General features: G+C 42.1%; 25 protein-coding genes. 11 read left to right on the forward strand and 14 right to left on the reverse strand.

From position 1 onward, the window contains the following. The first annotated feature begins 133 nt into the window (after window positions 1-133). Genes CVU62_08275 through CVU62_08290 form a run of 4 tightly spaced genes read left to right on the forward strand, consistent with a single transcriptional unit; the run spans window position 134 to window position 4,907 of the window. A complete protein-coding gene (locus tag CVU62_08275; GenBank protein ID PKN37710.1) occupies window positions 134-1,657 on the forward strand; it encodes a hypothetical protein in 1,524 nt (507 codons plus the stop codon). Then, on the forward strand, window positions 1,654-2,757 hold the full coding sequence (locus CVU62_08280; protein PKN37711.1) for a hypothetical protein: 1,104 nt from the start codon (window positions 1,654-1,656) through the stop codon (window positions 2,755-2,757). Before CVU62_08275 ends, CVU62_08280 begins: the two co-directional genes overlap by 4 nt. Before the next feature lie 7 nt (window positions 2,758-2,764). Then, window positions 2,765-3,778, forward strand: coding sequence for an SAM-dependent methyltransferase (locus CVU62_08285; protein PKN37712.1), 1,014 nt, complete (start codon window positions 2,765-2,767; stop codon window positions 3,776-3,778). Between the two features lie 7 nt (window positions 3,779-3,785). After that, the gene (locus CVU62_08290) at window positions 3,786-4,907 is read left to right on the forward strand and encodes an alcohol dehydrogenase (GenBank protein PKN37713.1); all 1,122 of its coding nucleotides are present in this window, start codon (window positions 3,786-3,788) and stop codon (window positions 4,905-4,907) included. A 259-nt stretch (window positions 4,908-5,166) separates the two neighbouring features. Here CVU62_08290 and CVU62_08295 read toward each other — a convergent pair whose 3' ends face one another. The 3 genes from CVU62_08295 to CVU62_08305 all read right to left on the reverse strand — a co-directional run bounded on the left by CVU62_08295 (window position 5,167) and on the right by CVU62_08305 (window position 7,602). Continuing rightward, on the reverse strand, window positions 5,167-5,934 hold the full coding sequence (locus tag CVU62_08295; protein PKN37714.1) for a hypothetical protein: 768 nt from the start codon (window positions 5,932-5,934) through the stop codon (window positions 5,167-5,169). A 301-nt stretch (window positions 5,935-6,235) separates the two neighbouring features. Continuing rightward, entirely contained in the window at window positions 6,236-7,021 is a 786-nt protein-coding gene (locus CVU62_08300; GenBank protein ID PKN37715.1) for a hypothetical protein, read from the reverse strand. A gap of 152 nt (window positions 7,022-7,173) precedes the next feature. Continuing rightward, window positions 7,174-7,602, reverse strand: coding sequence for a hypothetical protein (locus CVU62_08305; GenBank protein PKN37716.1), 429 nt, complete (start codon window positions 7,600-7,602; stop codon window positions 7,174-7,176). A 307-nt stretch (window positions 7,603-7,909) separates the two neighbouring features. Here CVU62_08305 and CVU62_08310 point away from each other — a divergent pair, with 307 nt between their 5' ends. The 4 genes from CVU62_08310 to CVU62_08325 all read left to right on the forward strand — a co-directional run bounded on the left by CVU62_08310 (window position 7,910) and on the right by CVU62_08325 (window position 11,012). Further along, on the forward strand, window positions 7,910-8,578 hold the full coding sequence (locus CVU62_08310; protein PKN37717.1) for a nitroreductase: 669 nt from the start codon (window positions 7,910-7,912) through the stop codon (window positions 8,576-8,578). A 138-nt stretch (window positions 8,579-8,716) separates the two neighbouring features. Beyond that, window positions 8,717-9,142, forward strand: coding sequence for a MarR family transcriptional regulator (locus tag CVU62_08315; GenBank protein ID PKN37718.1), 426 nt, complete (start codon window positions 8,717-8,719; stop codon window positions 9,140-9,142). 82 nt (window positions 9,143-9,224) lie between these two features. Beyond that, complete coding sequence (locus CVU62_08320) at window positions 9,225-9,647, forward strand: hypothetical protein (protein ID PKN37719.1); 423 nt, start codon at window positions 9,225-9,227, stop codon at window positions 9,645-9,647. 57 nt (window positions 9,648-9,704) lie between these two features. Next, complete coding sequence (locus CVU62_08325; protein ID PKN37720.1) at window positions 9,705-11,012, forward strand: hypothetical protein; 1,308 nt, start codon at window positions 9,705-9,707, stop codon at window positions 11,010-11,012. 35 nt (window positions 11,013-11,047) lie between these two features. Here CVU62_08325 and CVU62_08330 read toward each other — a convergent pair whose 3' ends face one another. Continuing rightward, complete coding sequence (locus tag CVU62_08330; protein PKN37721.1) at window positions 11,048-11,821, reverse strand: alpha/beta hydrolase; 774 nt, start codon at window positions 11,819-11,821, stop codon at window positions 11,048-11,050. 185 nt (window positions 11,822-12,006) lie between these two features. On the opposite strand from CVU62_08330, the gene CVU62_08335 reads away from it, so the two are divergent. Then, window positions 12,007-12,633 (forward strand): hypothetical protein, encoded by a 627-nt coding sequence (locus tag CVU62_08335; protein PKN37722.1) that lies wholly within the window; start codon window positions 12,007-12,009, stop codon window positions 12,631-12,633. Window positions 12,634-12,809: 176 nt separating this feature from the next. On the opposite strand, the gene CVU62_08340 is transcribed toward CVU62_08335, so the two are convergent. Both CVU62_08340 and CVU62_08345 read right to left on the reverse strand, forming a co-directional pair. After that, window positions 12,810-13,739, reverse strand: a complete 930-nt coding sequence (locus CVU62_08340; protein ID PKN37723.1) for a hypothetical protein — start codon at window positions 13,737-13,739, stop codon at window positions 12,810-12,812. Between the two features lie 170 nt (window positions 13,740-13,909). Next, on the reverse strand, window positions 13,910-14,527 hold the full coding sequence (locus CVU62_08345; GenBank protein PKN37724.1) for a formylmethanofuran dehydrogenase: 618 nt from the start codon (window positions 14,525-14,527) through the stop codon (window positions 13,910-13,912). Between the two features lie 146 nt (window positions 14,528-14,673). On the opposite strand from CVU62_08345, the gene CVU62_08350 reads away from it, so the two are divergent. Both CVU62_08350 and CVU62_08355 read left to right on the forward strand, forming a co-directional pair. Continuing rightward, window positions 14,674-15,252 carry a hypothetical protein gene (locus CVU62_08350; protein ID PKN37725.1) on the forward strand — a complete coding sequence of 193 codons (579 nt, stop codon included), beginning with the start codon at window positions 14,674-14,676 and terminating at the stop codon, window positions 15,250-15,252. A 167-nt stretch (window positions 15,253-15,419) separates the two neighbouring features. Further along, the gene (locus CVU62_08355; protein PKN37726.1) at window positions 15,420-15,869 is read left to right on the forward strand and encodes a hypothetical protein; all 450 of its coding nucleotides are present in this window, start codon (window positions 15,420-15,422) and stop codon (window positions 15,867-15,869) included. Between the two features lie 743 nt (window positions 15,870-16,612). On the opposite strand, the gene CVU62_08360 is transcribed toward CVU62_08355, so the two are convergent. The 8 genes from CVU62_08360 to CVU62_08395 all read right to left on the reverse strand — a co-directional run bounded on the left by CVU62_08360 (window position 16,613) and on the right by CVU62_08395 (window position 24,943). Next, window positions 16,613-17,197 carry a lysine transporter LysE gene (locus CVU62_08360; GenBank protein ID PKN38056.1) on the reverse strand — a complete coding sequence of 195 codons (585 nt, stop codon included), beginning with the start codon at window positions 17,195-17,197 and terminating at the stop codon, window positions 16,613-16,615. Window positions 17,198-17,275: 78 nt separating this feature from the next. Next, the gene (locus CVU62_08365) at window positions 17,276-18,220 is read right to left on the reverse strand and encodes a hypothetical protein (GenBank protein ID PKN37727.1); all 945 of its coding nucleotides are present in this window, start codon (window positions 18,218-18,220) and stop codon (window positions 17,276-17,278) included. Between the two features lie 183 nt (window positions 18,221-18,403). Further along, the gene (locus CVU62_08370; GenBank protein ID PKN37728.1) at window positions 18,404-19,828 is read right to left on the reverse strand and encodes a hypothetical protein; all 1,425 of its coding nucleotides are present in this window, start codon (window positions 19,826-19,828) and stop codon (window positions 18,404-18,406) included. 9 nt (window positions 19,829-19,837) lie between these two features. Then, window positions 19,838-20,608, reverse strand: a complete 771-nt coding sequence (locus tag CVU62_08375; GenBank protein PKN37729.1) for an outer membrane lipoprotein-sorting protein — start codon at window positions 20,606-20,608, stop codon at window positions 19,838-19,840. Between the two features lie 157 nt (window positions 20,609-20,765). Next, window positions 20,766-22,004 (reverse strand): ABC transporter permease, encoded by a 1,239-nt coding sequence (locus CVU62_08380; GenBank protein PKN37730.1) that lies wholly within the window; start codon window positions 22,002-22,004, stop codon window positions 20,766-20,768. Then, the gene (locus CVU62_08385; protein PKN37731.1) at window positions 22,001-22,687 is read right to left on the reverse strand and encodes a lipoprotein-releasing system ATP-binding protein LolD; all 687 of its coding nucleotides are present in this window, start codon (window positions 22,685-22,687) and stop codon (window positions 22,001-22,003) included. Before CVU62_08385 ends, CVU62_08380 begins: the two co-directional genes overlap by 4 nt. A 106-nt stretch (window positions 22,688-22,793) precedes the next feature. Continuing rightward, the gene (locus CVU62_08390) at window positions 22,794-23,993 is read right to left on the reverse strand and encodes a hypothetical protein (GenBank protein ID PKN37732.1); all 1,200 of its coding nucleotides are present in this window, start codon (window positions 23,991-23,993) and stop codon (window positions 22,794-22,796) included. A gap of 188 nt (window positions 23,994-24,181) precedes the next feature. Further along, window positions 24,182-24,943, reverse strand: a complete 762-nt coding sequence (locus CVU62_08395) for an imidazole glycerol phosphate synthase subunit HisF (protein ID PKN37733.1) — start codon at window positions 24,941-24,943, stop codon at window positions 24,182-24,184. Window positions 24,944-24,996: the final 53 nt, after the last annotated feature.

A 24,996-nucleotide genomic window follows, 5' to 3' on the forward strand; every position in this document is an offset into this window, starting at 1 on the left:
TCGCAAAATACCACCACTTCTCTCATCGGTGTAGCACTATAAATTTCGAGGCTAAATCTTCATTGACATACAATTATGATTAACCTATATTTTCCCTCAAAGAAAATAAGCTTTACAAAAGAATAATGACTAGATGAATTGTCTTTCACAGAACAATAGTATCAAAGAAGTAATAAAGAATTCTGCTCATGTAAATCCGGCAGCTGTTGCCATAATATCTTCAAAGTACCATCCACTTTCGTATGCCCAACTGGCGGGGCAGATAGACCACGTTGCTGACACACTGAACAAATCAGGACTTAAAGATTATGCCCGTATAGCAATTGCTGTAAAAGATACAGCACCGGCCACACTGGCAATAGTAGCTGTTGCGTGTTTTGCGGCAGCCGTTCCCCTGGACCAGAATCTGACAGAGGCAGAAATTGAAATACGGCTCAAACTTCTGAACATAGACGCAGTCTGCGTGCTGGCCGGTGAAAATACCGCCACCCGGTCTGTCGCTGAAAAGCAGGGGATTGCTATATTCGAACTTATACCACAGGATAAGCATGAACTTTCTTTTTCGATGTCTGCTCCTGATATTTCAAATAAATTTAAAATGAATAATGGACCATCTGATGATGTCGCTGTCATATTTCAAACTTCCGGAACTACAGCAGAACCGAAATTAGTTCCTTGCCATCACTCAGGCTTGCTGGCCGCGGCCCAACGCACTCGTACTTGGTTTAATCTCAATCAAAACGATCGATGTCTGAGCATTGCGCCTCCATATTACAGCCATGGACTGACATTCACAATACTGGCACCTCTTCTTTCCGGCGGCAGCGTAGCGTTCCCATCGAGTCCTAATGAGGTGAATTTAGTTGAATGGTTTGAGAAATTAAGTCCGACATGGTTTTCAGCATCACCTACAATGCATTTGGTAATTTCTGAAAAATTAGGTTCAACCTCATCGGGCTTGAATCATAAGCTTCGCTTTGCCGGTTCAGGTGGCGCCCCATTACCTGAAAATGTTCGATCAAACTTGCAACTGGCGCTGGGAATTCCTGTTCTTGAACACTATGGCATGACGGAAGCAAGTCAGATTTCCACAAACTTGCCTCCACCCGGGCCATGTAAATCAGGAACTGTCGGAATTCCGCCTCATGATACCGTGATCATCGCCGGAAACAACAGTGATTCTTTACCGTCAGGCCAGAAAGGGGAAATCTGGGTTCGCGGGCCTAATGTTATAAAGGGATACTTAAATGGTCAGGAGTTGAATCAGACGGCTTTTTCCAAAGACTGGTTTCGGACGGGAGACATTGGCAGTTTGGACAAGGATGGTTTTTTAACGATTCACGATAGAATTAAGGAGCTTATTAATCGCGGTAGTGAAAAAATTTCACCCTTTGAGATTGAAGCCATTATATTAAAACATCCAGATGTTCTCGAGGCTGTGGCCTTTGCCGTACAGCATCCGCGACTGGGCGAGGATGTTGCAGCTGCAGTAGTGTTACGTCCTGGAGCAACTTTGGACACTGTCGAATTTCGACGCTTTATGAGCGCACATTTATCATGGAATAAAATTCCCCGACGAGTTCAAATCGTGGAAAGTATTCCGAAAGGTCTTGGCGGGAAGGCGCTGCGCAGAAAATTAAGCGAGCTTTATTCATGAGCAGTATAAAACAGGAAAGTTTGAGTGACATTACAGTGGAAAAAGAAATTTTGGATATCTGGAGAAGTGCACTCAAGAATGAACATTTGACTATCGATGACGACTTTTTTGAGTGTGGCGGAGATTCATTACTCTCAATGGAAGTTTTGCTGGAAATCGAAAAGCTCACAGGAAAATCATTACCGAAGTCAATAATATTCGAGACGGGCACGGTACGGGTTTTATTAAATAAAATTATGTCAGCGGATAAAATTAAGCCTCAAGTATCCGTTTTGATAGGTTCTGCAAATGGGAAGATAATTCATTTTTTTCATGCCAGCATAGAGCATGGAGGGTGGTCCGTAAAAAGCTTCTCCAAAATGCTAGGCGAAGATTACCTTATCAACGCAATAGCGCCTCATTTACCTCATGAAGGGAATATGCCCGACTCCATCGAAGATATGGCAAAAGAAAGGTTGCAAAATGTTCTTGAAGAACAACCAGAGGGTACGTATATATTACTGGGACACTGTAAAGGAGCGTTGGTTGCATTTGAAGTGGCAAGACAACTTATTTTAATGGGCAAAGAAATAAAAGCTGTGGTCATGATCGATCCGGTAATAATGTCAGTCAGAAAGTCCGCACAGTTCATTTATACAACTTCAGATTTCTTTATGCGTTTAATGGGTTTTCATAAAAGTAAGCGGCATAAGCACCTGATCTGGATCTGGAGAAAATTGATAGGGTTGGACGCTTTGACGAAAGATAGCTGGCGTCGCGTTCTTCTCTTCTGTCAGGAGTCATGGCCTCAAAAGCGAACATCAATAAAAGATTTTTGGGGATACTATACAGGCAGACTTTTCCATACGCAAAGGCTTGATGACAAATCCGAAGAACGCCAAAAGATAGAACAGCATTACAGAAATGTTTTCTTCAATTATAAACCTCTTTCACTAAATGTATCCGTATTATATATTGCTCTGCAATTTAGTGGGTACGCGTGGAGACGGATTTCCAGAGAAACTGTTTATATTAACATATGTCGTGGGCATCACAACTCCTGGACGGAAGATTACTCACAGGATCTCGTTAATAAAATAAGGAACTTTATAAACCGCTGAAAATATAATGAATAAAATATCAAACAATCCGGTGTATGATATAAGTCTTTCATACCAAAAGACAGCAGCAATGAAGGCCGCTATTGAATTAGATATTTTTACCAATATCGGTAATCGCTGTTTAAGTGCTGAGCAAATCTCCGATATTACCGGTGCTTCACAGCGCGGCGTGCGTATTCTTTGTGATTTCCTTTGTGCTATTGGTTTGTTGGGAAAAAATACAAATCTCTATAATCTTTCAGCAGAAGCAAAAAGGTTTCTCGATCGGACGTCGCCTAATTATCTTGGTGATGTAATTGATTTTCTGGCTGCGCCGGAAATAGTCTCTATGATCATCGACGATCCATCGTCTTATGTGATAAGAGGAGGAGCTTCCGGATTGACAAAGATTTCACAGGAGAGCCTCGTTTGGGTAAAATTCGCGCAGGCAATGATTCCTTTCGCTTCTGTAGCGGCTAAAAGAACCATCGCCTACATTGCAAAAAAAGCAATGCAACCACGCAGAGTGTTAGATGTAGCGGCAGGTCACGGCCTTTTTGGCATAGAAGTGGCAAATGTTATAAAAGATGCTTTGGTCACGGCCATTGACTGGGAAAATGTTTTGGCGGTTGCCAGAAGAAATGCCGATTTAGCCGGAGTGGCTGATCGATATATAACAATGAGTGGTGATGCTTTCGACATTGACTGGGGCAATAACTACGATCTTGTTTTACTGCCTAATATACTTCATCATTTTAATCAAGATGGATGCGTTCATCTGCTTTGCAAGGCTAAAGATTCTCTTTCTGTCGACGGTTCTGTCTTTGTGATAGATATTATGCCCAATCCGGACCGCATATCACCACCGGAGCAGGCGGCGTTTGCTTTTAGAATGTTGGCAACAACTCCGCAAGGCGATGCTCATACTTGTGCCGAATATGAGACGATGGCCAAAGCCGCGGGGTTGACTTTGGCGGGCACAATGCAACTTTTGCCCACACATCAATCGCTGATGGAGTTCAAACCTTTAAAGGTGGAGTGAATGATTTATGGAATCCAGAGTCGTTGTCGTTTATGCGGACATTGATCCTGTAAAAGGTATTGCCCGACCAGGACCTCACCAAATATACAAGAACCCCAGAATAGTGGTGGAAAAACGAAAATTACCGTTACTGCGTCCGGACGAAATTCGGGTAAAAATGCTGTACGCGGGCATATGCGGTACGGACATACATCTCGTAACCGCGCATCCTGATACAGGCTATATAAGATGTTCAGCGCCGGCTCAGATCACAGCTGCGGGCCGGATAATCGGCCACGAGGGAATCGGCAAAGTTCTGGAAGTCGGATCGCAAGTCCGCCACATTCAACCCGGCGCTTGTGTTACATTTGAATCAATTATAGTCTGCCACTATTGCGATGAATGCCGAAGGGGTGACTTTAATCAATGCCGCCATGCGCTACTTTTGGGATTGGAAAAAGACGGGCTCTTCGGTGATATTGTCGACGTTCCTTCCATGATTACCCACGATGTCAGCGATATAGCACAAAATGAAAAAGGAATGCGGGCTGCCGCCTGTATAGAACCTGCCGGGGTCGCCTATGTAGCTTGCCAGAACACACATGTGGGAGCCGGAGACGTTGTTGCCATCTTTGGTGCCGGTCCTATTGGATTATTTGCTGCCATGTTGAGCAAGTTTGTTTTCGGTGCCTCTCAGGTGCATATGGTTGAACCTGTTTTGTTCAGGCGAAAACTGGCCGAAAAATGGAGCAATGAGATCTACGACATTGATGAATTCTTCGAGCATGGCCCGTCCTCTATTGATGTTGTAATAGAAGCGTCCGGAAACATGGCCAATATCAGCAGGGTATTCCGCAGATTAAATGCTAACGGACGCGTAGCTATTCTCGGCAGGAGCGGTGAGCCTTTGTCATTGGATGCAGTGGACCACATGATTACCAATGCGGTTTCTATAATAGGGTCGAGAGGGCATCTTGGCGGTGCATTTGCAAAGATTTTGACTTTGTGTCGCAATGGGCGCATATCTCTTGACGATGCGGTAACCTGTATCATCAATGGTCCGGATGAAATCAGTGACCTTTTAAATTTACCGGAAAAGATTCTTGAAGAAAACTGTAAGGTTTTAGTGAACTTTAATTGCGACAAGTAAAGTCTTTTATTTGCACCACATGCCTAAGTTATAGATCAGTTTTTTTAAATATTCACGAAAACCTTATAAGTTACACGGTTAATTTTTCAGCTTCAGTAAACCTTGATCCTGTAAAAGCATCAGGTTTTTTTCTTTAGCCTGCAACTATTTATTGATCAGCCGTTGTCGGATTTAAGGATTTCAATTTGATATAGATTAAACGATGGATTGCGAAACACATGAAAAATAGTTTTTCTCCGGTGCATAGTCCGGTTTTATTTTATTCCCTTGCAGCGTGAATTATCACTGGTATCCTTAAATTATTTTTTGACTTTTTTATTAAGTCAACTGCAAACCCAAAAGATTTTATCTTCTCCACAAAATTTTTTATATTATTATCTTTGTTGAAAGGATGATATTCAATAACCATCTCACGTATATTACTAAGATCTGTTTGCTCTATTTTTTTGAAGACCTCTAATTCTGCGCCTTCTATGTCACATTTTATTATTTGCGGATTGTAAGTTTTGATAACTTCCGGGAGAGTAATGCTCGGCACTTTCTCCCTGATCGCTGCTTCTTCAAAATGGTTGTATACAGAAACACGACTTTTTGATGTTTTATAGCTGAATAATTCTACTCCCAAATCATCTTTCCATACTGCTTTCTTGACCGGTATTATGTTTTTGCCGATAACATTACTGGCAAGTAACTCATAGTTTTCACTGTCGGGTTCAAAAGCTATTACCTTTGCTCCTTTAGACGCAGCATACAATGAAAACGATCCTATATTCGCACCGAGATCAAGACAGGTGTCACTTTTTCTTATTTTAAGCATTTCGTAATCTTTTATGACCTGTAAAAAAGTATGTATGTCGGTCGTCCCTTGACGTATGTTTATAGAACCATATCGGGTAATTAATTTTGAAGTCCTTATCATCTTTCTCCGTGCTAACATGGCAATTGGGAAATGAATTCCAAACGCCCTCATCCACAGAGGTATGTTACTGAGTTTCATATGACACAGTACCTTTTTAATAAAAATCATTCTTCTTGTGTGAGTATAAGAAACGTAACCTTGCGTGTCAAGGCAATCATGATCGCAAAAAGTGTTGAACTGTGTTTATTTCGGATTTTAAAATTTGATTTAACAAATAATGAACTTTGCAGATATATTCGCGGAAGTGCATATAGGGTTACTATCTGTTAATTTATTATTATTCAGATTATGCATTGGATATAGCCAACTATATTAATAAATATGGGAGACTTAAAAAGATTAAGACACACACCTTAGCCAACCAGAACTGGAGGATTTTTCTTTATTAACAGCAAAGCTCTCCCAAAAATCAAACCGGCAGGATCAGACACATAAAAAAGGTCCCTATCTCTCTGACAGGATCAAACATGGTGGCAATTTGATATGTCAGAAGAAAAAAACACGCATAAAAAGAGCGCGGTTCCTTGCTGAGCCAAAGAATTGCCGGTTGTGATATATATTTACTAATTTTTGTTGTAATAACAAGCCATCCAATTCCAACACCTACAAGAGCACCGGCAAAGATGTCTGTTGGATAATGAAGACCACAGTAAACTCTTGGAAAGCAAATTATCAGAAGAATATATATTGTTACCAGCGTGCCGGTCATTCTTGATATTAAAAATATCCCCGTTGCCAGTGCAAAAAATAAAACGGCATGATCGCTGGGGAATGAACTCCATGAACCAAAAGCATTCGGATCGATCCCATACGGGGCAATGAAGTTAACCATGCCTTGCAAGGGCCGAAGTCTGAAGGGCAGAACATAAGCTAAAAATCTACCCAAGAATATAGCAATAAGACATGCTACTAACGTCAATACAATGCGCTCACGCAAAAGCTTATTCTGCTTTTCTTCCTTACACTCACGTACAGGCTGATTCTGCTTTTTACCTTTAAGCTCGCGCAAAGGCTGATTTTGTTTTTTATCATTTTTATCCCAAAACCAGAACCACCAAAGTATCGTCATCAGGATTCCACCTTTTACAAGGTAATTGCTTATCAAAAGAGCCATGAAATAATCAAAGGCTTCGGATACTCTGGAAAACCCGTTAAGAGCATTAATTATTGATTCATCAAAATAATTCATAGTCATTCCTTTTCTTAAAAATATTTGCAATAAGATATCGCTTAACAATTAACAGATTGATGTTTTCTTAGGATAAATCAATATGCTTGAATCAGCAAGAGTTCGGATTACCATTAAAATATTTTTAATTCGATATTAACATTATTAATTCATGTTAATTATTTTTTAGACTGAGACCAACAGTCACTCCACGACGAAGGAGCAGAACCTTCTGATTTGCACATGGCAGCACAATTTTGATTCTCCGCAGTGCAAAGCCTGCTGTCAGCAGTAAAGTTATAACATCCCGGAATCCTGTCATTGCAACAATTAATGCAATCATTTATACGTTTCACTTTTGCTTCGGATGTTACTTTTTCTCGTTCAACTACCTTATCTTTTTCTACAATCTTTCCCTTTTCACCTTCCGTCTCTTCCGATGAAGGTTGTACATAAGATTCTTCTAGAACACAACCTCTCATCCCATCTTGCGGACTGTCTGTAAATACTGAATTACCTCTGCTATCAATACATCGATACAATTCTCCGGCGTTAGCAGAAATTACCAAAGCGAAAAATACACATGATATAAAAAGAATTCGTTTCATATTCCCCCCTTAAGGTAATTGGGAAAATTTATATATTGATGTAATATTTTATACATTTATCATACTTAACAATTGAAATCCACAACAGCAAATAATTCATTTTGCCTGAAAATTTACAGGCACAGACAAACATTTGTTTTTTACCTTGACAGACCAGTTCTTGCTAATTAATTAACATTACCATATAATCTTAACAGCGGATTGAGTTCGATTTCCAGGCACTCCCGCCAATTATTCAGACTCTTATGAAAATAAGAGCAGCTTTATTTTATTATGTAATTTTTGGAACATTTGAGGAGCAATCAATATGGATTTGATAGAAGCCATTCAGCAGCGCAGAAGCATCCGGGCATTTAAAAACAAGCCGGTACCCAAAGACACAATTATGGAAATTCTAAACATTGCCTGCAGAGCTCCATCGGCCATGAATACCCAACCATGGGAATTTGCGGTGGTGAGCGGCAAAAAGCTCGACAAACTCAGAGCCGCTATCGTGGAAAAACTAAAAAACGGGGCGCCCATTGTACCGGATCATCTGGTGGTAAGCTGGCCTAATGAAGGTGTTTACAAACAGCGCCAGATAGCTCTCGCCAAACAGTTGTTCAAAGCTATGGACATCCAGCGTGAAGATACGGAAAAACGCGCCTGGTGGCTGGAGCGGGGTTTTCGTTTTTTCGATGCTCCGGCAGCCATCATCATCATATGCGACAAAGTTTTAGGAGAAGCAGGACCACTGCTTGATCTAGGCGCGGTAATGCAGAACATCTGCCTTGCGGCGATGCACTTTGGCCTTGGTACCTGCATCGAGGATCAGGGCGTCTTATATCCGGAAGTGTTTCGCGAACATACCGACATACCGCAAACCAAGCGTTTAATGATTGCAATTGCCATTGGCTATCCTGATCTGAATTTCCCGGCTAATCACATTCGCTCGGAAAGAGAACCGGCGGAAAATCTGACTACTTGGGTGGAGTGAACGCTGAAGTAATTAACTGTGTAATAATTATTATTTAAACAACATTCCGTATTTGCTATTTCTTTAAATTATCTTATTGACAAACAAACCAAAACCAATTAACGTGTTAACTATTAATCTGTTAACATAGGCAGGAGTATGAATACATTCAGAGATTATTATTGTTTCCGATTGGGAGCGCTTGCGCGAAAAACGCAGCGTTTCTATAACAACACTCTGTCAAAATATGGCGTAACCATTGGTCAGGTATTTATCCTTTTAGATTTGCTCGAGAACGAATTCAGTAATGTTAAAGACATTGCAGAACGAATACAGGTAGAAAGTCCAGCCATCACTGGTTTTACCGATCGTCTCGTCAAGGAAGGATTGGTAGAGCGAAAAGAAGACTCTTCAAACCGGCGTAGTATCTGTATTCAGTTATCCCCTAAGGGTCGGAAATTGGCTGAAGAAATACTGCCCCTCATACGGCAACTAAATGAAGACATTAAAAAAACGCTTAATAAAGATATGGTTGCGTTTGAACGTTCGCTGGAAAAGCTAGGACAAAAAATGACGGAGGCCTGATAGTGGGACACTTGGTTGGAAAGGAACTTTATCAAAGGCCTTTTAATTTATTTACAATAAATTAATACAGAAGGAGGTCGCAATGTCTGCAAACATTAATGTTCGATGGTCTTGGTTGAAGTTGATGTACTGGTATACCATACTAGGTGCGGGGGGTTACGGATTATTAATAATTGTAGCTCCTGCTTTTGTTCAATCAACAACCCAATGTTTAATGCCTTTTCCCGCTCAGGATCCCTTAATTTTTGGATATATGGGCAGTGCCATGGTGGCTTTTGCCATTCTGTCAATTTTTGCTTTACGCGCACCGCTCCGATTTGTACCCGTCCTTATGCTGCAGCTTGTATATAAGACAGTATGGATGCTCGGCGTATATATTCCCCTGGTGATGAGCGGAAATAATTCATTATATGCGACTCTCTTAGCGGCAATTTTTGTGATATACATCATAGGCGATTTAGTTGCTATTCCATTTTCATATCTCTTGGGAAGGGAAACGGATTAATAAATAGATGCCTTTTATAATATTGGATTTACCTGTTTGGAAGCTGAGGAAATAATTATGAATGAATCCCCGTATGTCGCAATTGCCGCCAATATTAACAAAATGGCATGGCGGGCACCCCGATCAAAATCCGGCGAGGGTTTCTCGGAAGCTTTTTTAGAATACCTTCAGTTACTTTACACACCCCAGGAAGCAACAATAGCCAGACATCTTAACGTCATAACCGACATTTTTTCTACCACAATCAAGCCTGCAAGTTTCATGACCGCAACCCAAATAGCTAAAGTTTCCGGCCAGCCACTTGTGGAAGTTAATAAAGCGCTAAAGCAGATGTCTGATAAGAATGTCGTGGTTGATATGCGTAAAATCATCAAGGCCTCAAAGGCAACATGGCCTATTCGGACAGTCGTTGTGCTATGGAAAGCCTACAAAGGTGAAGGACTCAAAGAAACCGCCAGAGTCCTGGCAGAGTTTTTCACGAGCACTTTGGAGAGTGTCAGAAGATACGGAATAAAGTCGGGCATGGAATTTATTTCCATGAAATTATACGCATTTCCTCACATATCGCTTCTGAAAAATCTTCAGAATTTTCATGATCGAATCAGTCCCGAAGTCTTGAAAGGAGCTGAGTTATATAAGAAATTTTTCATTGAAGACAAATACTATAAATTCTATGAAACGGGCGCAAAGGGAACCCCTTTATACCGGACAATTCCTGTTTCTAAAACACTTGCCCCTGAACAGAAAATCCTGGATACCGAAGAAGCACACGAAATCATAGACGCAGCAGCCTCTGCCACGCTCGTGCCTTGTCCGTGCCGGGAGCGGACTGAAAAACTCGGTATCCGGGAATGCAGGGAAAGAAATCCTATCGGTTCATGTATCATGCTTGGTTTTATGGGACAGGCAATGGAGGGCATGGGTTTGGGCAGGCAGGTAACCAAGAAACAAGCCAAAGATTATCTTGATGGGATGATGGAAATGGGGCTTGTTGCGGCAACGGAAAACTCGGAGGAAAACACCAGCAGGGTAATTTGCCTTTGTTGCGAGTGTTGTTGTTCCGAAGTTCGTGGACGGACACGCTGGGACAATCCCACTGCTGTGGCGCCTTCTAACTTCCTTCCTAAATCGAATAAGGAAATTTGCGCTTTCTGCGGGAAATGCGCTAACCGATGTTTATTCCATGCAATTACCGTTGATAAAGACAACAAGCGATGGAAATTAAAGCCGGAGCTATGCATCGGCTGCGGCATATGCGCCATTGGATGCAAGCAGAGCGCCGTCAAACTTCATCGCGTAGAGAGACACAAGCCGTTTAAGACACCGCAGGATCTTTACAGACATATCGACATGGAAAATCGATAAAGATCGATGATGATCTTTTTCAGATTAAGTTGTGTTTATGCTTTTCGTTGCGGTTTCAGCCAGTCTTCAACATATTGAGCAATTTCCTGCCACCCTGGCTCACCGATAGCCCAGTGGCTATGGTTGGGGAATTCTTTGTATGTGGAAACGGTTTTATATTTATTTGCCACCTTTTTCACCACGGAAGCCGGAGTAATCCCGTCTTCTGATCCTGCGACAACCAACACAGGGCATGTCACTTTGGATTCATCCACATATGTAGCTTTGCGCCAATCAAATAACCAAAATCCTATCTCGGCCGCAGCACGTCCGGACTCATACACGAAATGCTCGTATATCTCCCGTTGCCCCCTCTCAGGAAATACTTGTAACATGGAATATACTGCTTCATTAAATTTCAGCCTGAATGGTTTTCTCCATCCTCTCCAAGTGGTTAGAGAACTCCAAAAGCTCCTCCAAACTGAATATTCTAACACAAGGATTCCTCTTGGCGATACAGGTGTCAGAAGGATGAGAGATTGGGCAAGACCTCTGCTTCCGAGAATCTGGGCAAGCAGACCGCCCATGGAATGACCCATCAGAATGGGCATAGAATCAAGTCGCTTAATTTCTCTTTCAAGATCGTCAGCGTAATCAAGGATGCTTGTTATTCCAAGCTCCGGGGGAGGAACAGATTTGGGATCAATATCATGATACCGCAAGATTGGGGTAATACAACGATATCCTCTGTCTTCAAAAAACTTTTTATAGTTTTGCCAGTACCAGTCATTACACCACATTCCGTGAATCATCATAATTGTTTGAGACATTTGTCTGCCTCCATATTTTCTATCTCAACCTGGAGTTGATTTTTAGCATGAAAGAATAAAAAAACAAAGATAAAAGAGCGGAACAAAAAACCGTTTTATGATCTCACTTCCGCCAAATTAAAAAATCTTTGCTGCAATTTTTCTCATAATTATGATATCAATATAAATGTGTAAACGGAGGCGTTATGCGCAAAATTGTAATTCCCATATTTCTTGTTTTAACATTTCTTTGCTCCCCGGCCATGAGTGAAACAGCGGCCGACTGGTTCAATAAGGCAATCGCCTTGTCGGATGGCAAAAAATTTACCGACCCGCATAAAGCTATCTTATATTTGGGCAATGCCATTAAAATCCAACCGAATGATGCCGAAATTTATTACAACAGGGGTGTTGCTTACGAAAATCTTGGCCAGTACCAGCCTGCGATAAAGGACTACAATCAGGCAATTAGCCTCAAACCGGCTTATTCCGAAGCATTTTACAACAGGGGAACCCTTTATAGTGAAATCGGCCAGTATCAGCAAGCCATCGAAGATTTTAATCAAGCCATTAGCCTGCAACCGAATGATGCCGAGGCCTATCATGGTCGGGGATTTGCTTATGATAAACTTGGCCAGTATCAGCAAGCCATCGAAGATTACAATAAGGCCATTAGCCTGCAGCCAAATTATGCCAGCGCTTATAATAACCGGGGTATTTATTTCTTATCGCATGGCAACAAAACGCTTGGCTGTTTCGACGCGCAAAGAGCTTGCACATTGGGAAATTGCAAATTGTTAGAAATGGCTAAAGACAATGGTTTTTGCCCTTAATTTGAGACAACGTTAATCACGGGTATGAAACCCCAAAGCAAGCTGCGGGGTATTACACCCTCCGCTTTGTCCCGACGAAGTCGGGATTCGACTTACAAATTTCAATTCACTTCATTTTTGAAATTTGAGTCTCACAATAAATACTTAGAACCTCAAATCCAGTTTTGACGTTGTTACTACTCAACTAAAACGGACAGATTGATAAATTTTAAAATCGATGTCTGAAACTTATCGAAATACTCTTTAGCCTTACCGGCTTTGGATGAAGGCAACTCTAAGGTTAACGTAAAAATATTTCTTTCATGGCCTGCATAATTGCCCAAAGAACCGGGGAAAAACCCAAATTTCCGCAAAGGGTGATTTGATTCTTTACTTATTTTTTCCAACCAGTGTTCAAATGAATCCAAATCAGAGGAAGGACCGTCATAATCGAAAAAATTAAGCGGCGAGTGAACGGAAAGTATTTTTTGCGGATTAAACCTTTTTATCAGGGCAATCTGAAACATAGTTTCCTGTTCCGATGACGGTTTTTGCCCGGGATAATATCTCCTGTTTTTATGCTGTTTTCTCTTCCACTGTTTCAGCGCTTCATCATGCCAGTCTTTAGTGGGAAAGTTTCTGTTGATATCAACCCCGTTGGCATTGACCCGCCGGGGATTTTTTGAAAGGAACCCATCGGGATTAACGAGTGGCGCAATGACAATGCACTTATCTTTAAAAATCTGCGGATTGTCTTTTATGTAGTGAGCCATTTTGAGCATAAGATATACGGTCGGCGGCTCGTCACCGTGAACAGCCCCAAGAAAAAGAACGCAATTTTTTCCCGAATCGCCAAAATGAACAAAAATGAGCGGGTGTTTTTTCTGCGTTGTGCGATAATATTCCCATGGAATCTCTCCCGGCTTGATATCACTCCAGCCATATTTCGCGCATTGTTTCTTCAGAGCTTCGATATAATTTGTCAATTCTTTGGGAAGAGGATTATCAGCAGCCGACACGGGCAGAGGCAGCAGAAAAAAAATTAACAAACAAAAATAAAATATCTTTATTAACTCTTTTAATTTTCTTGCTTTTATTTCCTCACGATCCAATATGTTCCAATCCATTACTTAAGTTTAAACCTTTCTTGATAGTTCATTGAGCTGTACATTTACTCTTTAGTTGCCATTTAATATGCGGGTAATTAAGCATACCTGCGCGATAGTCGTATTAATGGTAAAACTGGCCACCATATATATGTTTTTTTTATTAATGGCAAATTATTCCGGTGGTGACCTCATGCTTTTTTTGAACACGGTAAGCAAACCTGCCGCCCATCTTCTAATCTCATCATTTTTGATGCCATAGTCATCTCACCGCATATTGCACACGGTTCAGATGGAGCAAGCGGAGCGTAAAGTGGTTCATCGAATGGCATTTCTGTAGTTGTAAATATTTCTTCGAAGGGACGCTCCAAGAGATCATTTACCTTTAGTCGCTTCAGATTGCGCCGATCATCTTCCGACGCATTTCCGGCAGCAACAACAGCCTCCAACCGGTCAAACTCGCTTTTGGCCTTGCCTTTGTAATCATAACGGGTATTTCGAGAAAATCTATAAGCCTGACGCTGGGAGCGGCTCAGTACCGTGAAAGCATTCTTCCCGAAATTATTTATTATCAGATTACCTTTCCCCACCACAGTCCCCAGCAAAACCTGAAGAGCATCCACAGCGCAGGAATCATTTTCACAAATGGCAACAACTTCCTCATCAACAGATCGCGAGAGGTTCATTAATTTCATCGCCTCTTTGGCCACCCGGTAACCGTATATCAAGCCGGGGCAAATATGTCCGTGAAATTCCACGCATTTATTCAGATCATCCGGTATTTCCTTGTTACTGTTTATATTAGACATAAAACCTGTTCCAAAATTTTTATTTGAACGTAATTTAAAAAATCGCTACGTTTTAATAAATCATAAAATTACTTATTGCAATATGAAAAGATCAACAGCATATTATCAGGAAAGGTCTATAAATTAAATCTGCCAAGGAGTTGATTATGAAAGCCTTTATCGACCCACCTAAACATATCCCCTTTTATTTAAAAATCGGCATTTGGATTTCCAGAAAAGTGACTGGTCGTGATCTTTTGCCCGGTAAATTGCTGGCTTGGTATCCAAAAGCAGCCATCAGTTCCGGAATCATGGAAGCCTTGGTTGCGCACAAAGATGGCAATCTGGACAAACGGATACTCAAGCTTGTCCGTCTGCGAACCTCCTTTTCCTTAGCCTGTCCTTTCTGCATCGATATGAATTATTATGACTATGATCAATACGGAATTACGGCGAAAGAGCTTGCGGTGCTGCAGGGTATAAATGATATTGCTTCTGTAAAAACATTTTCACCTCGCGAAATTACCGCAATGGAATATGCTGTTTTAATTTCCCGCACGCCTTTACAATTTCCGCAGGAATTCATCAGTAAATTAAAAGCCGAATTTAGCGAACGGGAAATCGTGATTCTGGCTAGCACTGCTGCTCAAGTTAATTACTGGGCGAGACTCTTGCAGGCGATGGGCGTACCACCCGCCGGATTTTCAGACCGCTGCGAGATTAAACCATCAGGATTAAGGTATTAGATTGATTATTCAGGGCATAATATTACAAAAGCGGCATCCTTACTTTTGGGGGATGCCGCTTTTGTTTTACATTCCATTTTTATTGTGCGTCCGGGGCAAACACATTATGCAATCGTTTACCATCGCGGCTGTGGTCGCTGCTTTGTCTTTTCCTCCGGTGTCTGTTCTTGTTCTTGTTCTTGTTTCTGATCCTTTTCCGGTTTCTTTCTTATCTTTTTCTGCTTCTCCTGCAAACGTTTTTGCTTTTCTTTCTGATAAAGCTGTTTTGTCTGTTGAGATGGCTGACGCAAGGTCCCCTGCTGAGTCTTAGGCTGCTGCTGTCCCCACTGCGGGCGCTTATCTGTCTGTTGCGGTTCCTTTTTACCCCATTGAGGTTTTTGTTCTGTTTGTTGAAGTTGTTGCCCCCATTGGGGTTTCTTTTCCACCTGTGGGGTTTGCTGCTGACCCCATTGAGGACGCCTGTCTGTTTGCGGTGTTTCCTGTTCACGCAATTGAGGTTTCTTCTCTATCTGTTGAGGCTGTTGGCTCCACTGAGGTCGTTTCTCTGTCTGCTGTGGTTCCTGCTCGCCCCATTGAGGTCTCTTCTCCACCTGCGGAATTCCTTTCTGTTCCAGTGAAGGACGCTGTTCTGTTTGTTTAGGAGGCGGCTCTCCCCACTGAGGTCGCTTCTCTATTTGCGGAGGTTGTTTTTGTTCCAACTGCGGCCTTTGCTCTCCAGGTTTTGGTCTTTGTTGATCCGGTTTTTTAGGATGCTTCAAACCATAGTAATTGTCGGGGTGAGAAATCTTATGGTTTTTCCGTAGTTTTTCACGATGTTTGAAAAATTCAGGACCACGAATTCTATGATGCGGATTTGTACGTATATAATCGGGAGAGATTCTTCTTCCATGATCATACCATGGTTCATGATGGTAACGATGTCCACCCCTCCAGAAGACAATGTCTACATACCCGCCAACCATTTCATATGTAAAATAATCGAAGACAAATGTTACAGTTATCGGAGGTGTATAGTACATTGGCTCTCCGTAAACTATCGGAACATCGACATACTCGTCGTCGTAACCATAGCCATATTGATCGTCATATCCATATTGATTGTCGTAGCCATAACCATAACCATACGGCTGTTCATAGCCTGGTGACGAAGTACCTACGGGAACCGGCACTGGTATACAAGCGTTGACAATAAAAACAAAAATAAACAGCAAAAATACTTGCGTGATTTTTTTCATTAAACAATCCTCCTTTAACCAAGACTGGACAATTAAGAATACGCCTTATTTGTTAGTTTTTATACATTTCTTTTTAATTAAAATCATTAATTATTTAGATGGTTATAGCGTTCACTACCTCACCATCAGAAAATAATGGCATTCAGTTTCGTAAAACCCGCATAGACAAAATATCCGGCAAACACAACCAAAAAAACAGCACAGACCGCAATCAGGCCACGGTAAAGGCGGTCAGTTAGAAAATTCCTTCCTCCGGCAACCGCCGCCGATACAAGAGAATACCAGCTCAGATCAGCCAGAATATGTCCGGTAAAGAAAAAGGCAATTCCCCAGAACCCAAACTGCCAGGAATAGAGGATATAACCAAGTCCTATTGTGGCCCACCATATTATCCAATAGGGATTAGCCACGCTCATTAATATACCACTGATCATCGGGTGATTTCTTCTTGTGTTGTTTCCCTCCAGTGAAAGATGCAGCGAAGGCAAAGAACGGAACATTCCGAAAGCCATCCAGAAGAGAATCAAAGCTCCTCCAATGGCGCTTACGACAAAAACAGCAGGCAACTGAAAAAAAGGTGCCAAACCAAGAAGAAGGGCAGCGACAAGCACAAGTTCCAGAATAGCATGGCCGGCAATCAACAGCGGCCCTGTAATAAAACCGCGCTGTGAGCTCTCACTTATCGTAACAGTTAAAAGCGGCCCCGGCATTAGAGCGCCGGAGAGCGCAATAATAAAAGATGAAACAAAAATGGTTAAAAGAGTAGTCAACACTGTTATTGTAAAATTTTATTTCTTTTTCATCGCCACGGCAATCTGTTTAGCTTTGTTGAAATCTGCGGTGTTAGTGATGGCTTTTCTTACCGGGCTTTGAGCGGCCATTTCATTCATCTGTTTGACTCTTTCCTCGCTGGGCGGGTGTGTGCTTAAGGCGTCAGAAAGATTTTTGACAAGGGGCCCCCCGCTTTTGTTGCCGCTTTTTTCCATTTCCAGAAGCTTTTCGTAAAATTTACCCACCTGATCTTTATCGTATCCCGCTGCTACAGCAAACTTAAAACCGGCACGATCAGCTTCCATCTCATCTTCTCTTGAATTTACCAGAAAGGTATATTTCTGGGCAAGAAAACCGCCACCCACACCGACTGCTCCTCCTAATAAGGCAGCTTTGGCATGACAGGCTGTATCACCTTCGTCACAAATAAGTCTTCCCAGACCATAACCTACGACTGCGCCAACAGCGGCGCCGCCGGCTGCATACATCCAAGTCTTATTCTGAGCTTTTTCCATGGCGTACATTCGCTCCGCTGCATGCCGGGCGACAACGTGGCCGATTTCATGAGAAATTACACCGGCAAGTTCCGCCTCATTGGAAGCCATAGCGATAAGAGGTGCTGTCACAAATACTGACCCGGCGGGCATGGCAAAAGCATTGATATCGGCAACATCAACAACAGTAAATGTGTAATGATAAGGATTCCCCTCCAGCTTATTGGCCCTGACAATTTTGATTCCCAGACCGGAAACATATTTTTGAATTTCCTGATTTTTAGCTGCCGGATAATCCTTAAGCATTTTGGGAAGCGCTTCTTTAGTTAAACGCTGTTCATCCTGCACCGTCAGATTAGTAACCTGTCCCTCATTGGATCCTTCGCGATAACGTGAAGCATCGGTCGCCGCGCATGATATAACCGCAACCAAAAAAAGTAATATCAACGAAAATATTTTTTTATTCATTTTGTTACCTCTAAAAATATATTTTTATATTTAATGAAACATCCTGCCGTTGCATCGTTGTAATAGAACATGACGACAACTTACTGTCAAGGCTCTTAACTGAAATATATCGTAATTATTAATGAATTTTATTATCGGATTGAATAACAAATATAAAGCGATTTTCAGATTCAGAGAAAAACTCTAAAAAACCCATTTCACACCAAACATTACCTGATAACTGAGAGTGCTGCCAAATTCAGTATCTCCCGGTCCGGCATTGACTACACCCGAAGAAAAAAGTTCCCAATGGTCTCCAAGGGAATAAGACAAAAGACCAAGAAATTGAGCGGAGCCGTCATCGATATTTTGTGTCCAACGAACTGTAACGTCCAATTTATTTCTGATGTTTGCCTGATTATATTGCAGCATCACATAATTTCTTCTTAAAAATCTCAGTCCGGGATTTGCTGTCTGGGATAAAACAGCTTGTCCCAGTAAGCCCGGAGATCCGCCGGCTTCAAAAGCTGTGGCCGCGTCGCGTCTGAGTGCGAAGTAAGTATCGGCTTCTTCGCTGTTGTATCCAGGCATGTTATAGACGTATTCAAGAGAAAAAGTCCCACTGCCTTCCAGAGTATAAGAACTTCCCACCAAAATAATCGGTTTGACATCCCTGTCACCCTCATAGATTTTGCTCATTGACGCTCCTAAAGGCGATACATCCTTTTGAGGATACAATGCATCACTTCCTCTCTGTATGCTGCCTTCTCCATAAAGCAGCAAAGCGTCAGATACAGTCCATCCACCGAATAATCCCAATGTCTTTCTATGATCTTTTCGCGAAACAATTAAAGAGGCATAATTTTCCCTGCCCGTGTAATCTATTTTTACAGCGTAAGTTTTTTCAAAGGGATCGGGACCAGGAAGAATATTGCGGCCTTCATTCATATTGACTATTAAAGATATTGTCCAGAGACGGTGAGGAATAAATACCAGACGGCCGAAATCCATACCCGGAATTTCAACATAAGGATTGCGCCTGCCATTATCGTAGAAAAAAGGATTAGACGGAGAAAAAAGGAAGGAAGGCCCCCATTGCAGATTCTCCCGTCCATAGGACACAAAAAGTTTTTCCCATGCTTTAAAACGAACCAGCCATTCGTTTACATACCACTCATCGTCCCACTTAGTTTCGTCTTTGAGCACTCCTTCCTGCCATGATTGAAAGTCGAATTTAGCCCGTGGTTTGAAGACCATGTCCAGGAATTTAGAATCAAAACGAAAATCAGGCCTTATTTCCGCAACGGCCATATACTGAGGATACTGCATAAAATCATTGTTGGGATTCTGGCTCGTTTTGGCCGGTTCCTGAACAATGCCATAAGTATAAATCCGCAAATCTGCGGAAAAATGATTTTTGATTTTTTGGAATTGAGTTTGATTTTCATCTGATGATTCCGTAACTTCGGCGTCAGTCGCATTTCCCGGAGCAACTTTTTCGATCTGCTCTCCGGTATTTTTCCCTGAAGAAATTTCCTCTGCCACGGTTATAACCGGCAGCCACAAAAAAAAGACTATAAACAGAAAAAAAGTCGCACAAATAATTTGGGGAGTTTTGTCTTTTCTCATAAAACAATCTTATCTTGTAAGAAGGTTAAGATTAAAAACAGCATTCGAAACTTTTTTCAGTACAGGTTTGCTATATTTAATAGCCGTAACATCATCTTTTATTATCGCGCTGTTGATTATCATTTTGGAGATAAACTCACGCGGCTTGTCATTTATGGTAATGCTGTTCTTGTATTCAAACGTCGCCGTTTTAAACATTTTACCGGAGACGGTATAGAATTCGGCTTTTAACCCAACAATACGTTCCTTCGATACCCAGTATTTTATCCGGTCATAAGTTGCTCTGCTGTCCACAGCCTGCAAATCCATTACCAAACACGCTTCGCTGTTCAATTGACCATCTTCGGTGCTTACAATTTTATAATCACCCGCGTAATTAGTAGAAGCAATATCTCCATTAGCCGCGGTACCCATCAGTTTTTGCCGCGGGGAAATCGGAACCGCTTTGGAAAGCCCCGGCTTGGAAAACCACATATTACGGTCCTGCATTAACAGCTTTTGACCTTTCACATTAGCCGGCGCCAAAGTATCGACAAGAGAATTATAACCTCTGGCGTTTACCCGTAATGTTCTATGCTGCTCACGTCCGCCCTCAATAGAATCCATGGAAATCTCCCACTGTATTCCCTCGGCGTTGCCGCGAGCTTCATCCGCTTTTTGAAGCATTTCCTTGTGACTCATCTGTGCGTGAACCGTTGGCACAAACACACCCAAAAAAGCAATTAAAACAAATCCAATTATAATAAAGGATAGTTTCATAAATTGTTGACTCATCATCATCTCCACAAAAAAAATTTTAACATATACTATTTAGATTGGAAGCTGCCGCCTGATAGGCGTCACTTCCCGGTAATGTAATATCCTTTGTTTTTATTGCGCGCCCTTCGGTTGCGCACCCGGTCAAAGGATAACGAGGCGGCATTGTATTTAAACGTTATCAGACATGTCCCAGCGCATCTACTATATTCTGCCTTGCCGCACGTCTCGCGGGAATTATCGCCGCGACCATGGACAGCAAAACAAGGCTCAGTAATAAAACACCCAGTACCAGCGGTACCATATCCACATACATCGACACGGGTTTGGAAAATCCGGGAGGTATGTACTTGGGCGGATAAACTTTAACAATGGCCCATACGCATGTATGCAATACAATGCCCATTAAACTGCCGAAGAATCCCAGCATGGCTCCTTCCAGAGCGAAAAGAACGGATACTCCCTTGCGTTTCAAACCTAAAGCCCGCAACGTACCAATTTCTCTGGTCCTTTCCAGAATAGCCATGCCCATCGTATTGACCGTAGTCATTACCACTATCACCAGAACAATGGAGAAAATAAACATAAACATCGTATCGAGGAAAGCTTTTTGTTTGGAGAAAGACATGGAAAGCTCATTCCATGTTCTGATTTCGCAATCTATGCCTGCTGCCTTTAATTTTTTAAGAAGCAGCATTCGCATCTGCTCAGTTTCTTCCCAATTTTTAAGCAGGATCACGATTCTTTCCGCCGACTGAGTGTCCAGCAAAGACTGAGCGAAATAATAATTGAAGCGCATAAATTTATCGTTGGAAAAATCATTGCCGGAATCATAAACTCCGTTTATTTGTATATCCAGAGCATTCATCTGTCCGCTTATTGTGGGCGCCATAACAACCCCGTCCTTGTTCGGCGTTAAATCGAGATATTTGCTCAGATCTTTCGTTATTTCCACTCCATAGCGTTTATCGTCGCTCAAGCGTTGTCCAATAACCGGGAAATATTCAGTCCATCGTCCTTTAATAATTTTGTCATCCCTGGGAACAACACCCTGAGCTATAAAAACAGTGGAAACTATTCCATTGGTTACGATGCCGGTAACCTGAATCTGCGGCGTAGCCAACATTACGCCCTTTTCTTCTCCGACAAGCTTGATGATTTTTTGAGTATCCTCACCGGAGAACATATATTTTTCCGGCTCGAGCTTTCCTTTTTCCTGCCAACCGGCTCTGTTGATTCTTAAATTACCCAGCCCCTCGCCTCGAATCGCCATAATTTCAAGTCCGTTATACACATTATGAATATACCCGTAATACAGGCTGATCGCGGCAAAACCTACGCCGATAGCAACCATCGTAACAAAAGAGCGACGCCTGTTTCTCAAAATATTCCGGAATGCCAGCTTCATCCATTTCATCATGTATATGCCGCTCCATTAACAATCTTACCGTCTTCCAGAAGCACAGAGCGCTTAACCTTATCCAGGAGTCTCTGATCGTGGGTGGAAAAAATAAAAGTGATTTCGTCTTTTTCGTTCAGCTCGCGCATAATCTCAATTATCATCCGGGCGGTTTCGGAATCGAGATTGGCAGTAGGTTCATCGGCAATGATAAGAGAAGGATTATTAACCAGCGCCCGCGCGATCGAAACCCTCTGCTGCTGGCCACCCGACATTTTCGCCGGACGATTATGGATAAGTTCGCTCAAGCCGACTTCTTCCAGACGGGCCAGCGCCTGTTTTCTCGCCTGGGTCACCGGCGCACCTTTGATTTGCAGGGGCAGCATCACATTTTCCAGTGCGGAAAGAACAGGAACCAGATTAAATCCCTGAAAAATGAATCCGATGGCCTGATTGCGATGTTCACTTTTCTGATCATCAGTCAATAATCGCACATCTTTACCGGCAATTGTCAATTCACCCAAAGTAGGTTCATCAATGGCGCTGATCAGATTCAGAAGAGTTGTTTTTCCGGAACCTGATGGTCCCCATATAGCCACAAACTCTTTTTTATCTATCTGCAGGTCAATGCCTCTCAGAGCATGCACCACCGTTTCGCCAAGATAATAATCCTTGGTTATATTTTTCATTTCGATTAAGGCCATCTTATTTTTCCATAGATGAAAGTATTGATTAAAATCGATTATTCATTTGAACTGAATCAGCAATACCTTATTGTTCTCCCAGAGTTTCATATGCGTGACATCGTCATTATGTTGTTATTCTTATCTCGGATTTTTTGAGCATCGGCAGAAACGCGGTGCGTTTATTCTCAACAAGTTCAACGGCTGAGAAGGCACACTGATGAACGCATTGACCGCAACCAATGCATTTCTTTGTATCAAGCTGCACTTTTTTATCTATGACTGATATCGCGGCTGTCGGACAATACTTTGCACACTTTCCGCATCCCGTGCATTTTGAGCTATCTGTAATCTTAGCCATATAAAAACAGCTATAGCGCAAAGGAACTGCTCCCATGTTGTAGGAGCGTAATATTCCGCAGCAGTCCCAGCAGCAGTTGCACAGAGCGACTTGAGGGAGCTTCGTATCATCCTTTTCGTGAAACACCGTATGGACAGCGCCGCAATCTCTTGCCTTTTGTATAATATCAAAGGCTTCTTCCTTGCTGATTTGACGCATATATCCATATTTCATATAAGTTTTAATTTGATCGCCAAAACCCATGCATCCTATATCGTCTGGCATCTTAAAGCGGCATGGATCACCAACATTTTCAGTTACCTTACGGCACATGCAGGCTTTAAACTGACCGATGATGCTTTTCCTTCCATATTCCATAATCATATCATTAATGGAATTTGCCGGATAAATCATAGAATCCGGCACAACTATTTTTTCATCAATAATGATCCTGGACTTTCCCTTTTCGTTCTTTGACTCATGAACTATGCCGACACTCTGATTGGATACCGGAGCATACTTGCCCATGATATCCATTACCTTTCTGATGGGGAATAAGTTACGATTCCTCAGCGAATTAAAAAAGTTCATATATCGTCGCGCGAATTCTTTTTCTTCGGGTTTGCCGAGCAAGTAAGTAACAATGCCTTCAAACCAACCGACGATAAAAGGATTAAGAGTATATTGTTCTGTACCTGCTTCAGAATATTGTGTCTTTATGAATGCCTTTTGTTTAAGGACTTCGAATAATGGATTGAATTTTTCACTACTCATGCCGCTGAGCGCTAAAGCTTGTTCATATGAGTACAAACCCGTGCCCATTTTCAAGAGTAGGGCAAGCTCTTCCGGCGTTGTCACCAAATCAATGGCTTGGAGTATCGGCTCGAATGGAGGTATAAACCTCTTATTCTGTTTGTTCATTAAAATGACTAGTTTTCTGAGATCACCCTTCTTGTTGCGCAGAACTACTTTATTATCTTTTGTCATATGTCTGCTCCTAAGGTTATATTTGATGAAAAGTTTCTCTGTAATGTGGAAAGATAAGAGAGTATCGGCTGCGTGTCAATGGTTATTTGAGTAAGGAGTTTTAGTGAACCCCTTTTAAAAAAAGGGGTTCCGAAATCCTCCCCGCCCTTCCTTTTTTCGAGGATTGAATTTATAACAATTCTAATTTGTTAAGCGACGGTCAGGCCTCTATTCCGCAAATACTTTTTCACATCCTGAATTTTCAGCAGGCGGAAATGAAAAACCGAAGCAGCCAGCAGAATGGTTGCACCGCCTTCCACAACGGCTTCGTAAAAATCTTCCAGTTTGCCCGCGCCGCCGGAAGCCACAACCGGCAGGGTGACAGCTGCGGAAATTGCTTTGGTGAAAGGAATATCATAACCGGCTTTGGTACCGTCGCCGTCCATGCTTGTGGGCAGAATAACACCGGCACCCATCTCCTGACAAGTTTTCGCCCAGACTACGGCATCTTTGGCCACAGGCAATGTGCCGCCGGAAACAACCAGCTCAAAACCCGAAGGCATTTGGACGTTTCTTTTCGCGTCAATAGCTACCGTTATTTTATCCTTGCCGAATTTATCAGCCGCCTGTCGAATAAGCGCAGGATTTTTCACCGCCGCGCTGTTCATTGAAACTTTAGACGCTCCCGCTGACAAAACCATATCAATATCTTCCAGTGAAGAAATTCCGCCGCCGACAGTCAGAGGAATATTTATTACCCTGGAAACATTTTTTACCCATTCCAGGCGTGTCTTGCGATTTTCCAGCGTGGCGGCAATATCCAGCATCGCCAGCTCATCAGCGCCTTCTGTTTGATAAAAGGCAGCGTTTTCGACAGGATCGCCCGCTTCCTTAATATCAATAAAATGAATTCCCTTGACAACTTTTCCGTTTTTCATATCCAGACAAGGCATTATTTTAATCGGCTGCATAGTATATTTTCCCCCAAATTATTTTAATGTATGGTCTTTTTAAACCGAACTTA

It is taken from the genome of Deltaproteobacteria bacterium HGW-Deltaproteobacteria-2, from assembly GCA_002840505.1.
GTDB lineage: Bacteria > Desulfobacterota > Syntrophia > Syntrophales > Smithellaceae > Smithella.

Coding starts and splice junctions, on each gene's coding strand:
- CVU62_08300 (PKN37715.1), bottom strand. CDS start 7,021: ATGACTATGAATTATTTTGATGAATCAATAATTAATGCTCTTAACGGG.
- CVU62_08280 (PKN37711.1), top strand. CDS start 1,654: ATGAGCAGTATAAAACAGGAAAGTTTGAGTGACATTACAGTGGAAAAA.
- CVU62_08290 (PKN37713.1), top strand. CDS start 3,786: ATGGAATCCAGAGTCGTTGTCGTTTATGCGGACATTGATCCTGTAAAA.
- CVU62_08275 (PKN37710.1), top strand. CDS start 134: ATGAATTGTCTTTCACAGAACAATAGTATCAAAGAAGTAATAAAGAAT.
- CVU62_08390 (PKN37732.1), bottom strand. CDS start 23,993: ATGACAAAAGATAATAAAGTAGTTCTGCGCAACAAGAAGGGTGATCTC.
- CVU62_08305 (PKN37716.1), bottom strand. CDS start 7,602: ATGAAACGAATTCTTTTTATATCATGTGTATTTTTCGCTTTGGTAATT.
- CVU62_08315 (PKN37718.1), top strand. CDS start 8,717: ATGAATACATTCAGAGATTATTATTGTTTCCGATTGGGAGCGCTTGCG.
- CVU62_08380 (PKN37730.1), bottom strand. CDS start 22,004: ATGATGAAATGGATGAAGCTGGCATTCCGGAATATTTTGAGAAACAGG.
- CVU62_08330 (PKN37721.1), bottom strand. CDS start 11,821: ATGTCTCAAACAATTATGATGATTCACGGAATGTGGTGTAATGACTGG.
- CVU62_08310 (PKN37717.1), top strand. CDS start 7,910: ATGGATTTGATAGAAGCCATTCAGCAGCGCAGAAGCATCCGGGCATTT.
- CVU62_08370 (PKN37728.1), bottom strand. CDS start 19,828: ATGAGAAAAGACAAAACTCCCCAAATTATTTGTGCGACTTTTTTTCTG.
- CVU62_08320 (PKN37719.1), top strand. CDS start 9,225: ATGTCTGCAAACATTAATGTTCGATGGTCTTGGTTGAAGTTGATGTAC.
- CVU62_08295 (PKN37714.1), bottom strand. CDS start 5,934: ATGATTTTTATTAAAAAGGTACTGTGTCATATGAAACTCAGTAACATA.
- CVU62_08350 (PKN37725.1), top strand. CDS start 14,674: ATGAAAGCCTTTATCGACCCACCTAAACATATCCCCTTTTATTTAAAA.
- CVU62_08385 (PKN37731.1), bottom strand. CDS start 22,687: ATGGCCTTAATCGAAATGAAAAATATAACCAAGGATTATTATCTTGGC.
- CVU62_08360 (PKN38056.1), bottom strand. CDS start 17,197: ATGCCGGGGCCGCTTTTAACTGTTACGATAAGTGAGAGCTCACAGCGC.
- CVU62_08375 (PKN37729.1), bottom strand. CDS start 20,608: ATGATGATGAGTCAACAATTTATGAAACTATCCTTTATTATAATTGGA.
- CVU62_08335 (PKN37722.1), top strand. CDS start 12,007: ATGCGCAAAATTGTAATTCCCATATTTCTTGTTTTAACATTTCTTTGC.
- CVU62_08325 (PKN37720.1), top strand. CDS start 9,705: ATGAATGAATCCCCGTATGTCGCAATTGCCGCCAATATTAACAAAATG.
- CVU62_08340 (PKN37723.1), bottom strand. CDS start 13,739: ATGGATTGGAACATATTGGATCGTGAGGAAATAAAAGCAAGAAAATTA.
- CVU62_08345 (PKN37724.1), bottom strand. CDS start 14,527: ATGTCTAATATAAACAGTAACAAGGAAATACCGGATGATCTGAATAAA.
- CVU62_08285 (PKN37712.1), top strand. CDS start 2,765: ATGAATAAAATATCAAACAATCCGGTGTATGATATAAGTCTTTCATAC.
- CVU62_08395 (PKN37733.1), bottom strand. CDS start 24,943: ATGCAGCCGATTAAAATAATGCCTTGTCTGGATATGAAAAACGGAAAA.
- CVU62_08365 (PKN37727.1), bottom strand. CDS start 18,220: ATGAATAAAAAAATATTTTCGTTGATATTACTTTTTTTGGTTGCGGTT.